Origin of the sequence: Phenylobacterium sp. (assembly GCF_030654915.1) — a bacterium.
Classification (GTDB): Bacteria; Pseudomonadota; Alphaproteobacteria; order Caulobacterales; family Caulobacteraceae; genus Phenylobacterium.
Window position 1 is genome coordinate 1 of record NZ_JAURWM010000142.1, and the last position, 13,914, is coordinate 13,914.

12 protein-coding genes are annotated in these 13,914 nt (G+C 66.7%); 9 read left to right on the top strand and 3 right to left on the bottom strand.

Features of this window, described 5'->3' with window-relative positions:
- The 3 genes from Q7T84_RS07270 to hemN all read left to right on the top strand — a co-directional run.
- Positions 1-1,378: heavy metal translocating P-type ATPase (locus Q7T84_RS07270; RefSeq protein ID WP_304807212.1), on the top strand; the 1,378-nt coding region annotated here is incomplete at its 5' end.
- The gene (gene ccoS / locus Q7T84_RS07275; RefSeq protein ID WP_056730259.1) at positions 1,375-1,533 is read left to right on the top strand and encodes a cbb3-type cytochrome oxidase assembly protein CcoS; all 159 of its coding nucleotides are present in this window, start codon (positions 1,375-1,377) and stop codon (positions 1,531-1,533) included. The genes Q7T84_RS07270 and ccoS, both read left to right, overlap by 4 nt.
- 66 nt (positions 1,534-1,599) lie before the next feature.
- The gene (gene hemN / locus Q7T84_RS07280) at positions 1,600-2,982 is read left to right on the top strand and encodes an oxygen-independent coproporphyrinogen III oxidase (protein ID WP_304807215.1); all 1,383 of its coding nucleotides are present in this window, start codon (positions 1,600-1,602) and stop codon (positions 2,980-2,982) included.
- Positions 2,983-3,000: 18 nt separating this feature from the next.
- On the opposite strand, the gene Q7T84_RS07285 is transcribed toward hemN, so the two are convergent.
- A complete protein-coding gene (locus tag Q7T84_RS07285; protein ID WP_304807217.1) occupies positions 3,001-3,654 on the bottom strand; it encodes a helix-turn-helix domain-containing protein in 654 nt (217 codons plus the stop codon).
- A 232-nt stretch (positions 3,655-3,886) separates the two neighbouring features.
- Here Q7T84_RS07285 and Q7T84_RS07290 point away from each other — a divergent pair, with 232 nt between their 5' ends.
- The 4 genes from Q7T84_RS07290 (at position 3,887) to Q7T84_RS07305 (ending at position 8,669) form a co-directional block, all read left to right on the top strand.
- A complete protein-coding gene (locus tag Q7T84_RS07290; protein WP_304807219.1) occupies positions 3,887-4,186 on the top strand; it encodes a hypothetical protein in 300 nt (99 codons plus the stop codon).
- Between the two features lie 191 nt (positions 4,187-4,377).
- Entirely contained in the window at positions 4,378-5,496 is a 1,119-nt protein-coding gene (gene ada / locus Q7T84_RS07295; protein ID WP_304807222.1) for a bifunctional DNA-binding transcriptional regulator/O6-methylguanine-DNA methyltransferase Ada, read from the top strand.
- Positions 5,497-5,579: 83 nt separating this feature from the next.
- Positions 5,580-6,209 carry a 2OG-Fe(II) oxygenase gene (locus Q7T84_RS07300; protein ID WP_304807235.1) on the top strand — a complete coding sequence of 210 codons (630 nt, stop codon included), beginning with the start codon at positions 5,580-5,582 and terminating at the stop codon, positions 6,207-6,209.
- Between the two features lie 123 nt (positions 6,210-6,332).
- On the top strand, positions 6,333-8,669 hold the full coding sequence (locus Q7T84_RS07305) for a TonB-dependent receptor (RefSeq protein WP_304807224.1): 2,337 nt from the start codon (positions 6,333-6,335) through the stop codon (positions 8,667-8,669).
- Between the two features lie 87 nt (positions 8,670-8,756).
- Here Q7T84_RS07305 and Q7T84_RS07310 read toward each other — a convergent pair whose 3' ends face one another.
- Complete coding sequence (locus Q7T84_RS07310) at positions 8,757-9,290, bottom strand: TetR/AcrR family transcriptional regulator (RefSeq protein ID WP_304807227.1); 534 nt, start codon at positions 9,288-9,290, stop codon at positions 8,757-8,759.
- Positions 9,291-9,539: 249 nt separating this feature from the next.
- Here Q7T84_RS07310 and Q7T84_RS07315 point away from each other — a divergent pair, with 249 nt between their 5' ends.
- Both Q7T84_RS07315 and Q7T84_RS07320 read left to right on the top strand, forming a co-directional pair.
- Positions 9,540-11,765 (top strand): tetratricopeptide repeat protein, encoded by a 2,226-nt coding sequence (locus Q7T84_RS07315; RefSeq protein WP_304807229.1) that lies wholly within the window; start codon positions 9,540-9,542, stop codon positions 11,763-11,765.
- 206 nt (positions 11,766-11,971) lie between these two features.
- Positions 11,972-13,105 (top strand): OprO/OprP family phosphate-selective porin, encoded by a 1,134-nt coding sequence (locus Q7T84_RS07320; RefSeq protein ID WP_304807231.1) that lies wholly within the window; start codon positions 11,972-11,974, stop codon positions 13,103-13,105.
- 25 nt (positions 13,106-13,130) lie between these two features.
- On the opposite strand, the gene Q7T84_RS07325 is transcribed toward Q7T84_RS07320, so the two are convergent.
- Positions 13,131-13,914: cytochrome P450 (locus Q7T84_RS07325; protein WP_304807233.1), on the bottom strand; the 784-nt coding region annotated here is incomplete at its 5' end.

Genomic DNA, 13,914 nt, shown 5'->3' on the forward strand with positions numbered 1-13,914 from the left:
CGACCTGCTGCTGGTGCGTCCGGGCGAGCGCATCCCGGTGGATGGCGTGGTCGAGGGTGGCGTGTCGGAACTCGACAACGCCCTGCTGACTGGCGAGACAGCGCCGGTTCCCATCGGGGCGCACGACGTCTGCCGCGCAGGCGCTTTGAATCTCACGGGCACGCTGCGGCTGCGGGCGACCGCGCGGTCGGAGGACTCGGCTGTCGCCGCCATCGCGCGGCTAGTTGAGGCCGGGGCGCAATCACGCTCGCTTTATGTGCGTTTGGCCGACAAGGCCGCCGCCCTCTATGTGCCGGTCGTCCATAGCGCCGCGGCGATCACCTTCCTGGGCGGTTGGGCGCTGGGGCTTGGCCCGCGCGAGGCGCTGCTGCGGGCGGTCGCGGTCTTGATTATCACCTGCCCCTGCGCGCTTGGCCTGGCGGTTCCGGCGGTGCAGATCACCGCCTCGGCGCGGTTGTTCCGGCGCGGCGTCCTGGTCAAGTCCGGGGCGGCGTTGGAGCGGTTGGCCGAGGTCGATCACGTGGTGTTCGACAAGACCGGCGTCCTGACCGAGGGGCGTCCGCGCCTGCTCGATCCGGTCCCCGCCGCGATCGCCATGGCCGCCCCCTTGGCGCGGGCCTCGGCCCATCCCCTGTCCAAGGCTCTGTCGGCCCAAGCCGGCGTGTCGTCGCTGGCGCAGGACGTGGTCGAAACCCCCGGCCAAGGCGTCGAGGGCTGGATCGGCGGACGACGCGCCCGGCTCGGACGCGCGGCCTTTGTCGGCGTCCTTGGCGCGGAGCCTAGCGAGACCGAGCTGTGGTTTGGCTTCGACGGCGAGACCAAGATCCGCTTCGCCTTCGCCGACGCCATCCGGCCCGATGCTGCGCAAACCATCGCCGCCCTGCGCCAGCGCGGCCTGACCATCGAGATCCTCTCAGGCGATCTCGCGGCCCCGGTCGCCAAGGTCGCCCAGGCGTTGGGAATCGAGACCTGGCGCGCTGGTCTGACGCCCGCCGAGAAGTCCGAGGCCATCGCGGCGCGAGGGCGGGAGGGCCGCCGGGTCTTGATGGTCGGCGATGGCCTCAACGACGCGCCGGCGCTCGCCAACGCCCACGCCGCCATGGCGCCCGGATCGGCGCTGGACGCCAGCCAGAACGCAGCTGACCTGGTCTTCTCGGGCGAGGGGCTGGACGCGGTGGTGGCCGCGCTGGACGTGGCGCGCTCGGCGCGCCGCCGGGCTCTGGAGAACTTCGCCTTCGCCGCGCTCTACAATCTGATCGCCGCGCCGGCGGCCATGTTCGGATTCATCAACCCGCTGGTCGCCGCATTGGCCATGTCCGGGTCGTCGCTGACGGTGACGCTTAACGCCCTACGGACCGGGTTGAAGGCGCGCAGATGAGCATCCTGATCTTCCTGGCGACGGTGTCGATCCTGCTGGCCCTGACCGGACTGGCGGCCTTCTGGTGGACCGTGCGCAGCGGCCAGTACGACGACCCGCTGGGCGACGCCTCGCGCATACTGCTCGAAGATCCGGTCGACCGACCGCTGGATTGACCGATGTCACGGCGAGCCCCTCACGGGCCGGGCAGGGTGAGGGCTCAGCCTTCTGGAGCTTGCCCCGTGACCGCCGTCGCCGCCTTTGTCCCGCCGCCCTCGCACGCCTCGCTGGTCTCGAAGTACGACGGGCGCGCGCCCCGCTACACGAGCTACCCGACCGCGGTTCAGTTCACGCCTGACGTCGACGCGGCGACCTATCGCGGTTGGCTGGCCGAACTGCCGGCCGACGAGGCGGTGTCGGTCTATGTGCACGTCCCGTTCTGCGCGAGGCTTTGCTGGTACTGCGGCTGCAACACCCGGGTCGTGAACAGCCACGGACCTGTGGCCGACTATGTCACCTATCTCCAGTCCGAGCTGGTCTTGCTCGGGGCCGCCTTGCCGTCGCGGCTTCCGGCCAGCGCGGTGCATCTCGGCGGCGGTACGCCCAACATGCTGAGCGTCGATGAACTGGGCGTCCTGTTCGGAGCCCTAGGCGAGGTCTTCCGACTGACCCCCGATATCGAGGTCGCCGCCGAGATCGATCCTCCAGGACTGACCCGCGAGTGGGTTTTCGCGGCGGCCGGGCACGGTCTGAACCGCGCCAGCCTGGGCGTGCAGAACCTGTCACCGCAGGTACAGGCGGCGGTAAATCGGCAGGGGAGCCTGGAGGAGGTCGCTCGCTGCGTCGGCTGGCTGCGTGAAGCCGGCGTGGGCTCGATCAATCTAGATCTGATGTACGGCCTGCCGCACCAGACGGTGAGCAACACCTTGGAGACCATCGATCAGTTGTTGTCGCTGCGTCCCGAACGGTTGGCCCTGTTCGGCTATGCCCACGTGCCGTGGATGAAATCGCACCAGCAGCTCATCGACGAGTCTGTTCTGCCAGGCGCCACGGAGCGCCTCGACCAGAGCGAGGCGGCGGCCGAGCGGCTGATCGCCGAGGGCTATGTGCGGATCGGCCTCGATCATTTCGCCTTGCCGACCGACGAACTGGCGTTGGCCCAGGCGCAGGGCCGGTTGCGGCGCAACTTCCAGGGCTACACGACGGACGCCGCCCGCACCCTGCTCGGGGTCGGGGCCTCGGCGATCGGCAGTCTGCCTCAGGGGTTCGTGCAGAACATCGCCCAGGAACTGGGTTGGCGCTCGGCGCTGACGGCCGGGGATCTCCCCATCGCCCGGGGCGCGCCGCTTACGCAGGACGACCGGTTCCGGGCCGAGATTATCGAACGGCTGATGTGCGACCTGTCGGCTGATCTCGCGGGCATCTGCGCGCGTCATGGCCGGGCGCTCGCAGACCTATCTGGCGACCTCGCCCGCCTGGAGCCCTTGGAGCGCGACGGGCTGGTGGCGTTCGACGGCGAACGCCTCACTGTTATCGGGGACGGGCGGCTCGTGGTCCGCTCGGTCTGCGCGGCGTTCGACAGCTATTTCACGGCCCAGGAGGGCCGCCATTCGAAGACGCTGTAGGCGCGAGGCGAGTCGCGCTCAGCAGGCGGCGATGCCTGCGAGCGCCTTGCGGTCGCGGACCACGAACTGCCGGCAGCTCTGGAATTCGACCAGATGATTGTTTTGCAGATCGGTGATCATCCGCGACACCGTCTCGATGGTCAGGCCCAGATAGTCGGCCATGTCCTGCCGCCCCATGGCGAGTTCGATCACCGGGTCGGGGCTGCGCTCGGCCAGGCCCAGCAGGAAGCCGGAAACCCGCTGGCGGGCGGTCTTGCAGACCAGCAGCATCAGGTGCTCGCGAGTGTTTTGCAGGTCGCGGACCATGGTGTCGCGCAGCATGGTCTGAAGGGCTCGCTCGCCGCCCTCGGCGACCAGGGCCGAGCGGGTGGCGACGAGTAGCAGGCAGTCGCTCAACGCCTCCGCGGCCAGGGTGTGCTCGTCCCCGACCTCAAGGCCGAAGATGTCGCCGGGATAGTAGAAGTGGTCGATCGGGCGGCGGCCGTCGACCATGAAGTGCGAGGTGCGCACGGCGCCGCTCGCCACCAGATAGATCAGGTTGGCGGCTTCGCCCTGGCCATAGATCTCCTCGTCCTTTGCAAAGGCCATCCGAACGCCAATGCGCTGCAACAGGTTGTCGGCGCGGGCGATGGGCGTCGCCCGGGGCGGTGGGGCGAAGGACTGGGCAAGCATCTGGATGGACCTCCTCGGACCCCCTATGGCTAGGGTCGGACGAGGGCGCGCGAAATCCAGGAGCCTCCCTTAAGTACTCTTACGGAGCTTGCGGCGAGCAGCGAAGGAGTTCGTTCCTTGGCCCCCGGGAAGGGAGTGTCGGCGAGGTTGTCCGGCGCGAGATCCAGTAGGGCCGCCCTTTCGGCCGGGGGCTCGGCACCCTAACTGAAGTGGGTGATTACAGGAGCCTGCGATGGATGCTTCCAATGTCGTTTCACTCGGGGTGCTTGGCTACGTTGTCGGCCTTCTCAGCGTGGGCTTCATAGCGTTGCTTGTGGGTATTCGGCTCGGCGCCAAGTCGACGGTCAGCGCCCCACCATCTGAGCAGGAGGAACTGGTCCAGGCGCTGCGTGTCCTTCGCCGCCATCACGAGCAGGCGGCCTTGGCGGAGATGCAGGCCGCCGGCGCCCAGCTCTGGTCGCCCGACGCCGAGCGGCTGGCTGAGCTCAGCTATGGCGCGAAGATGGACGCGCAGGGCGATCCTCGGCCTTGAGGTTCGAGAGCGGTTGGCGTGTTCCGCACGATGAACTTCGGCAATCCCGGAGAGTTCGGCGTTTGATATGGCGCTGATCGCGCTTTTGCCGAAGCGGCGGACCCATCTTTGAATTTGAAAGCAAGCGCCGGAGTGTTGTGACCATCTGAGTCCGGCAGGGTCGTCTCGACAGCTCAATGAAGGGTCTGGCGATGACCAAGATGATGGAACCCATGATGAAGGATCGGGCGGTGGTGGCGGCGACCGCCGACGACCAGCGCTGGGCGCGGGTGCTGGCGCGCGATCGCACGGCCGATGGCGAGTTCTGGTACTCGGTGGCGACGACGGGCGTCTATTGCCGACCGTCCTGTCCCTCGCGGACGGCCAATCCCGAGAATGTCTCACTGCACGCCACGCTGGCCGCGGCGAAGGCCACGGGCTTTCGCGCCTGCAAGCGCTGCAACCCCGACGGGGAGGCGCGAGACGCCGAGCATGCGGTCCTGGTGGCCAGGGCCTGCCGGATCATCGAGCAGGGCGAGACGCCGCCGACCCTGGCCGAACTGGCCGAGGCGGTCGGGCTCAGCGCCGGCTACTTCCACCGTCTGTTCAAGGCCGCCACTGGCTTGACGCCCAAGGACTATGTCGCGGCCCATCAGGCCGGACGGGTCCGCGAGCGCCTGGCTGAGGGCCAATCGGTGACCGAGACGATCTATGAGGCCGGGTTCAACTCCAGCGGCCGGTTCTACGAGCGGGCGAACGGCATGCTGGGCATGACGCCCAGCCAATACCGCGCAGGCGGCGTCGATGAAGAGATCCGTTTCGCCGTCGGCCAGTCGTCCCTGGGCGCCATTCTGGTGGCGTCGAGCGTCAGGGGCGTGGCCTCCATCCTGATCGGCGATGACCCGCAGGCGTTGGTCCACGATCTCCAGGACCGGTTCCCCAAGGCGCGACTGATCGGCGGCGACGCCGACTACGAACAGTTGGTGGCGCGGGTGGTCGGGTTCGTCGAGGCGCCGAACATCGGGCTCGACCTGCCGCTCGACGTGCGCGGGACGGCGTTCCAGCAACGGGTCTGGCAAGCGCTGCGGGATGTTCCCGCCGGCGTGACGGTCAGCTACGCGCAGATCGCCGGAGCCATCGGTTCACCGAAGGCGGTGCGGGCGGTGGCGGGGGCGTGCGCCGCGAACAATATCGCGGTGGCTATTCCGTGCCACCGGGTGGTCCGCAACGATGGTTCGTTGTCGGGCTATGCCTGGGGGGTTGAGCGCAAACGCGCGCTCATCGAGCGGGAGGCGGCGCCCTCGCTAGTCGAAGCGGACGGTATGGCGTGAGCGAGCTGAGCATCGTGGAGCGGATCGAGGCGGTGGATTGGGCGGGCGTCGCCGCGGACCTGGATGCGCAGGGCTGGGCGATCATGCCCAGGCTGCTCAGTCATGCCGAGGCAGATGTGGTCGCCGGGCTCTACGCCCAGGAGGCCGGCTTTCGAAGTCGCGTGGTCATGGCACGCCATGGCTTTGGCCGGGGCGAGTACAGGTACTTCAGCTACCCGCTGCCGGATCTCATTCAGTCGCTGCGGACGGCGGCGTATCGGCGCCTCGCGCCCATCGCCAATCGCTGGCACGAGCGAATGGGCAAGGAGGCTCGGTTCCCAGGTGACCACGCCGCCTTCCTGGAGCGGTGTCATCAGGCCGGCCAGTCGAGGCCGACGCCGTTGCTGCTCGAATATGGCCCCGGCGACTACAACTGCCTGCACCGGGACCTGTACGGCGAGCACGTCTTCCCGCTGCAGATCGCGATCCTGCTGGACGAGCCTGGCGAGGATTTCACAGGGGGCGAGTTCGTGATGACCGAGCAGCGGCCACGGATGCAGACCCGGCCGATGGTGCTTCCGCTTCGCAAGGGGGACGCGGCGGTGTTCGCCGTGAACGGCCGGCCGATGAAGGGCGTGCGCGGCGACTATCAGGTGAAGCTCAATCACGGTGTTAGCCAACTGCTGTCGGGCAAGCGTCACACGCTCGGCGTGATCTTCCACGACGCGGCTTGAGCTGAGGCGTCTTGGTCACGTCAGCGCGGGTGTCGCGCTAATTACGATACTATGTAGTTGACATATTGCGGCCTGAGGAGAAGGTTCCGCCCAACAGGGATATCCAAGGTTGGGGGGGGTACTATGATCCACAGTGCAGTCACGCGGTCGTCCGCGGCCAAGAAGCATGCGCTCTTTGTCGGCGCGGCGATCGCCGTCGCCTTGGGTTCGGCTTCGGCCGCGATGGCGCAGACGGCGGAGGCGGGCGAGCCCGCCGGCGAGACGACCCTAGGCGAGCTGGTGGTCACCGCGCAGAAGCGTTCGGAGCGGCTGCAGGACGTCCCGGTCTCGGTGAACGTCGTCTCGGCCGACACCCTGGCCGACAGCCACATCTCGGGCCTGGAGCAATTGCAGCAACTGGCGCCGTCGCTGACCTTCAACCCCTCGGTGAACACCCGTGGTCAGGGCCTGTCGGTGCGCGGCATCGGCACGCTCAACTTCTCGGACGGCGTCGAGCCGACGGTTTCGGTGGTCCTGGACGGGGTGGTGATCGGGCGGAGCGCAGGTTCGTTCTTCGACTTCAACGACGTTCAGCGCATCGAGGTGCTGCGCGGTCCTCAAGGCATGCTGTTCGGCAAGAACGCGGCGGCCGGGGTGATCAACATCGTCACGGCGCGCCCGAACCTGACGCAGATGGAAGGCGACGCCTCGATCAGCTACGCCAGCTTCAACGAGGTGCGGGCCAAGGGCTCGGTATCCGTGCCGATCAAGAGCGGTGAACTCGCCGCCCGCCTCTCGGGCTTCTACAACGAGTCCGACGGTATCATCACCAACGTCTTCAACGGCCAGAAGTACAACGGCCTGAACTCCTACGGCCTGCGCGGCAAGGTCGTCTGGAGCCCGAGCGACACCTTCGATCTCTACGCCACGGTCGACTACACCAGCGCCGACCAGGACTGCTGCGTCGGCACGGTGCGCTCGATCCTGCCGACCACCCGCTATTTCGGTCCGAACGGTCCGACCCGCGCCTCGCTGTTCACCGGCGTGGATGTCGGCCCCTATAGCCGTGAAGCCAATTTCGACGGCAGGACCTTCAACGACCAGAGCACCTGGGGAACCTCGGTCGAAATGACCAAGGACCTGGGGGGCTTCAGCCTCACCTCGATCACCGCCTATCGCGCCTTCGAGGTGCAGGACAACAACGACTCCGACGGCGGTCCGCTGGCGCTGCTCAACATCAACAGCGCCCATCAAAAGCAGAACCAGTTCACCCAGGAAATCCGGATCAGCTCTCCTGTGGGCGAGCGCCTGGAGTATGTCGCGGGCCTGTTCTACTTCGACCAGGAGGTCTCCACGACGACCGACATCAAGGGCAATTTCGGCCAGGTCTTGCCGGCCGGCGCCTATTTCGGCAACTTCATCGACCGGGCGATCAGCACTCGGAACTACGCCGCCTTTGGTCAGGCGACGTTCAACGTGACCGACCAACTGCGGCTGATCGGCGGGTTGCGCTACACTAACGAGCGGCTGGACGCGCGCTTCAAACGGATCCTGACGGCCGGCGCCATCGGCGGCGTGCCCGGCCTCGGCGGCCCGGCGCTTAACGCGCCTGACTTGCCAGCGAAGGACGACGACGTCTCCTACAAGCTCGGGACGCAGTACAAGTTCGACGACAACGTCATGGTCTACGCGACCTATTCGCGGGGCTACAAAGGCCAGGCGATCAATCTGCTCAACAATCTGAGCGCCGCGACGGTCAATTCGGGCCAGTACGTGCTGAGCCCGGAGACGGTGCGCAACTATGAGATCGGGCTGCGCTCGACGCCGTTCGAGCGGAAGGTCACCTTCAACCTGACCTTCTTCCACACCGAGTTTGAAGACTTCCAGGCACAGACGTTCGACGCGGCGACCACCAGTTTCGCCCTGGCCAACGCCGGCAAGCTGCGTTCGCGAGGCGGGGAGCTGGAAACCCAGTACAGCCCGATCCGGGCGCTACAGTTCTCGGGCAACGTGGCCTATGCCGACACGCGGGTCCAAGACTTCGCGCCGGCCTGCTACCCTGGCCAGACGGCGGCGCTGGGCTGCGTCGGCGGACGCCAGGAGGTGACCGGCAGCGGCCTGCCGAATGCGCCGATGTGGTCGTACACCGTGGCGGCCCGCTACAATCGCGAGCTTGAGAACGCGCCGTTCGACCTGACCGCCGACGTCTCCTACAGCTACCGCTCGTCGGTGTTCTTCACCTATGGCGATCCCAATGCGGTCCAGCCGAGCTATGGCCTGCTGAACCTGAACCTGGGGCTCCAGAGCAAGGATGGCCGCTACGAGGTGACCGCGTTCGCGCGCAACCTGCTCGACAAGCAGTTCGTGTCGGGCATCGTTCCAGGCTTCCTGGACAACAACGCCACCGGCGCTGGCTATACCCAGACCATCACCCAGGATGCGTTCCGGCGCATCGGGGTCGAGGCGCGGATGCACTTCTGATCCAGAGCTTGGCTCGCGGTAGCGGGCCGGTTCGCTTGACGTCTCCTGGAAAGGCGCCGCGAGAGCGGCGCCTTTCTTTTGCGGGGCTCAAGGCTGGGCCGGCGTCAGTAGGCTTTGGATCAGGAGGCGCAGGTCCTCGTCGCTGACCGGCCAGTTCAGCGACCGAACATTGCGGGCGACGCCGTTGATGACATTGAGGATCAGTTCGGCCGACAGGGCCGGCGGGGCCGGCATGAGGTTCAACGCCTGCTGAAGCGCGCCGGCGTTCCTGGCCCGGCGCTGGAGCGCGCTGGTGTTCTGCGAGGCGCCGACCTCGCGATTGACGCGGCTCTCGGTCTGCATCGCGACCGAGCAAGGTCCGAGGACGGGGTGGCTGTAAAGGTCGATGAGGCGGTGGGCGAAGACCTCGAGATCCTGCGCCGCGTCTCCCTTGTTTTCGAACTCGACCTCGCTCCAGAGCTCCAGGAAGCCTTCGATCACACAGGCGGTCGGGTTGTCCCAGCGGCGATAGAAGGTGGCCTTGGGAACCTGAGCCTCGGCGCAGACCCGCTCAAGAGTGAGCCCGGAAAAGCCATGGCGGGCCAGCACCGACAGGGCGGCGGCCTTGATGCGTTCCTGCAAAACGTTGTCGCGAGGCCGTCCGCGGCTCCTGCGAGCGGGTTCCGGCGCTGGGGCTAGGGTCGAACTCATAGGCTAGGGGGCCCTTGGCGCGGCTGGAGTAGGCGTGGGTGTTCCAACTACAGGCCTGCCTCGCCCGAGGCCGTCAACCCGCAGCGTTTCCTTGTCCCGTCTCAATAGTTCAATCGCTTGCGGTGCTTCAGTAAACGCCCACTCTGTAGCATAGTGGGACAGCTGGATACGGGGGCTCCCTTGGATTTCCGTGTTTTCCTCAGCGAATTGAAGAAACGGAACGTGGTCCGCGTGGCCGGCGTCTATACGGTCACGGCCTGGGGCGGGTTCCAGGTCGCCAGGACCATCTTCGAAACCCTCGATCTTCCCAAGTGGATATCTGCCCTGACCTTGATGCTGCTGGTCCTGGGCCTGCCCATCGCGGCGCTCGGGTCATGGGCGTTTGAGCTGGGTCCCGACGGATCGATCCGGAGGACCAGCGCCACGGCCGCCGACGCGCCCAAGCGAGCGCTGAACTGGATGGATTGGGGCGCCTTGGCGGCGATTGTCGCGGTCGCGGTGGTGCTCGTGGCCACGACGGTCGGGCTGGTGGGATCCTTCGGGCGCGACGGCGGATCAGGCTTGCAGATGGCGGCGTCCAGCAAGTCGGTGGCGGTGCTGCCGTTCGCGAGTTTCAGCGCCGCCGAAGACTCCGACTACTTCGCCGACGGCCTGACCGAGGAGGTCACCAACAGCCTGGCCCAGGTGCCGGACCTGAAGGTGGCCGGCCGGACCTCGGCCTTCTATTTCAAGGGCAAGAACCAGGACGTGCGCGAGATCGGCAAGAAGCTGAACGTCGCTCATGTGGTCGAGGGCAGCGTCCGGCGAGAGGGCAACAAGCTGCGCGTTACTTGCCAGCTGATCAGCGTCAAGAACGGTTTCCACCTGTGGTCAGAGACCTACGACCGCACGATGGATGACGCCTTCGCGATCCAGAGCGAGATCGCCGACGGGGTGGCCGAGGCGCTGAAGGCCGAACTGCGCGCCGGCGGCGGCGATGGCCGGCAGGCCAGGCGCGACCCGGAGGCTTACCGCCTCGAGGTGGTCGCCAAGGGGCAGGTGCGCCGCAAGGGCAAGGAGCAGCTGCAATCGGCCCAGGCCATTTACAAGCGGCTGATCGAAATGGAGCCGGACAACGCGCAGGTGCGGGCCGGCTACGCCTATGTGACGGCCTATCTGGCCCAGAACTACCAGGAGGGAGACTATCACCAGTCGGTGCGCGACGCCGAGGCGGAGATCGCCAAGGCCCTGAAGTTGGATCCCAAGTCGTCCCAGGCCTATGTCGCCATGGGCATGTTGAACGCCATCCAGTTCGTGCGCGAGGGCGAGCCGCGTTTCGAAGTCGGGGCCGAGGCCGCCTATCGCCGCGCGGTCGAACTGGCGCCGCGCGATCCGGAGGCGCTGAGTCTGCTCGGCGATTTCATCGCTCAGCCCAAGCCGGCCGAAGCGGTGACCTATCTCCGCCGGGCGCTCGAGGTGGATCCGCTCGACCGGGTCGCCAACAACGCCCTCGCCGGCTCGCTGGTCGCGACCAATCGGTTCGCCGAGGCCGAGCAGAGGTATCGGGCGAACGTGGAGCTGTTCCCGGAGTTCGTGGATTCAAAGGAGCAGCTCGCGGCTCTGATGCTGGAGCAGGGTAAGCTGGACGAGGCGGCGACCTGGTACCGTCTGGCCGCGGCGCCGCAGACCGATCCCGCCGCTTCGCTTGCGCTGTCGAATGTGTACTACAACCTAGAAATGCCGGCCGAGGCCCAGGAGGCTCTCAAGGGGTGGAAGGCGCACCCGGTGGTCGGGCCAGTCGCGATCGCCGTTCAGATGATCGTCGCGGGCGACTATGCGGGCTTGCTCGCTTTCTCCCAGGCGAAGCTGAAGGGGACCGAGCCGGACCCCATCTGGCAGGGCGGCGTGGTTCAGGCGGCCGCGTCGCTTGGTCAGTACGACGTGGCGCGCGAGCAATTGGTGGCGATGTCCCCAGAGATGTTCGAGCCCGATCCGAAAGTCTCGCCTCGGCTCGCCAATGATGCGGCGGGCGCAGCCTTTGTCATCGAGCAGACCGGCGACCGGGGACAGGCGCGGCGGATACTTCTGGCCCTGCTGCAGGCCACCGAGCCGAAGCCGGGTCTTCACCAGACGCAGGCCCGGAGGATCGCCCGTTTGAAGGCCTATGTGATGCTCGGCGATAAGGAGCGCGGCCTGGCGGAGCTGCGTGGCGCTATCGATAACGGCTACCGCCAACTCTATGACCTGGACGGCTTCACGCGGCTCGATCGCCAGCCGATGCTCCAGCCGCTGCGGAACGATCCGAAATTCCAGGGCATGATCCGGGAGGTCGAGGCCGACAACGCCCGGATGCGGGCGGCGTTGTTGGCGCAAACTCCACCATCGCCGACACTGGGCGCCGTCAAGACCGCCAGATCGGGGAGTTAGCGTGGCGGATTGAAGAATTCGGCTGGAAGCGCGCCGACCTGCGGCTATTGAGGCGCATTCTTAGTGCCTTCGTCTCCGGGGGGAGCGTTCCTATTTCCAGAGTAACAGTTTTGTCGTCCGCTGGCGCAGTCGCGCCGGTGATCGCGGGCGTCTTGGCGTTCACAACGCTGTCTCCCGCGCTGGCTGCTGAGACGGCGTCTGCGAGCTTGCATTGGGATCGGGGCGGGCCCGAGGTCTCCAGCCTGGATGGTCAGATCACCTTTCGCCCCAAGGGCCGCGTCATCCTAGACGCCGGGACCACGACAGGCTCAACCTATCCTGAGCGAAACGTTTCCGGAGATGAGCTTCGCACCCTGCGGCTGGGTTTCGACGGGCGGGTGGGGAGCCACATCTCCTATAGTTTCGAGAGCGACTTCGTGGACCACAAGGCCGCGGTGAAGGGCGCCTATGTCGTCTGGCGCGACCATTGGCGGGGCCGCGATGTGGAGGTCACTTTCGGCAACCGGCTGAGCGAACGGAGCCAGGAGGGCTCCAGCAGTTCCGACGGCACGCCGTTCATGGAGCGCAACGCGGTGGCTTCGGCCATCACACCGCTGAAAGGGTTCTATGGCCTGGGCGTGATCGGCAAGGTCTACGGCGACGACTGGCACGTAACCGCGCAGGTCGCCGGTGATGACATCGGCAATCCGGGCGTGGCTCGCGATACGCTCACCTATATGGCGCGCGGGCACTGGAACCCCGTCAAGACGCCGGCCGCCACCGTCCACCTGGGGGCCTGGAGTTACTACGAAAACTTCCCCGCCGACCTCGCGAGTCTGTCGCGGAACACCAGCTGGGGTGGGCATTTCAATGATCGGCTGCAGGTTCCGCTGGGGACGCTGCGCAATCCGCTGGAGGGCGCGGGCTACGGTCTGGAGTTCGGCGGCGTGGCCGGACCCTACTGGACGTTCCTGGAGGTCGGTCGCCGGCAGATCGAGACCCGAACCGACCATGTGGACGTTGACGCCCTGGCGCTGTCTGCCGGCTGGATGATCACCGGCGAGGCGCCGTCCTATTCGTCGCGCGGCGGCACGCTGGGCAAGGTGCATCCGAGGGTGCCGTTGTCGAAGGGGGGCGTAGGCGCCTTCGAGGTCGCGCTGCGCTATCAGGTGCTGGACAACACCGATGCGCCGAGCGGAGCGAGAGGGCGCGAGGCGACGGTTGGCGTCAACTGGCGTCTCGAAGAGTGGATGCGGCTGATGGTCAATGTCAGCCATTGGAACATCGAGAATAAGGTCAGCAAGTTCGCCGGCAAGGATGCCGGTGACAGCCTGGCCGGCCGCCTCCAGGTCTCGTTCTAGAGGCGGCCGTCGTTCCTGGTCCGGCCTAGAGCCGGCTCGGGATCACCACTTGCAGGTTCTCGTAGCCCTTCACGAAGGAGGAGGGGACGCGCTTGGGCTCGCCGACCACTTCGATGGTGGGGAAGCGCTTGAGGATTTCTTCCCAGAGGATCTTGAGCTGCAGCTCGGCCAGCCGGTTGCCGACGCAGCGGTGGATGCCGAAGCCGAAGGACAGGTGCTGGCGGGGGCGTTCGCGGTCGATGAGGTAGGCGTTCGGGTTCTCGATGACCTCTTCGTCGCGGTTGCCCGAGACGTACCACATGATGACCTTGTCGCCCTTTTTGAGCTGCTTGCCGCCGAGTTCGGGGTCTTGCGTCACCGTGCGGCGCATATGGGCCAACGGCGTCTGCCAGCGGATGGTCTCCGACACCATCGAGGGGATCAGCGAGGGGTTCTCGCGCAGCTTCCGATACTGGTCGGGGAATTGGTTCAGGGCGACGACCGAGCCGGTCATGGTGTTGCGGGTGGTGTCGTTGCCGCCGACGATCAGCAGGATCAGGTTCCCGAGATACTCCATCCGGTCCATGTTCCGGGTGGCCTCGCCATGAGCCAGCATCGAGATCAGGTCGCCCTTGGGCGGGGCGTTGACCCGTTCGTTCCAGAGCCGAGTGAAGTAGTCCACGCACTCGAACAGTTCGGCCTTGCGCTCCTGATCGACCACATCGGGGTCTTCGGAGCTGAACAGGCCTGACTCCGGCCCGGCGGTCGCCACGTCCGACCAGCGGGTCAGCTTGCGGCGCTCTTCCCAGGGGAAGTCGAACAAGGTGGCC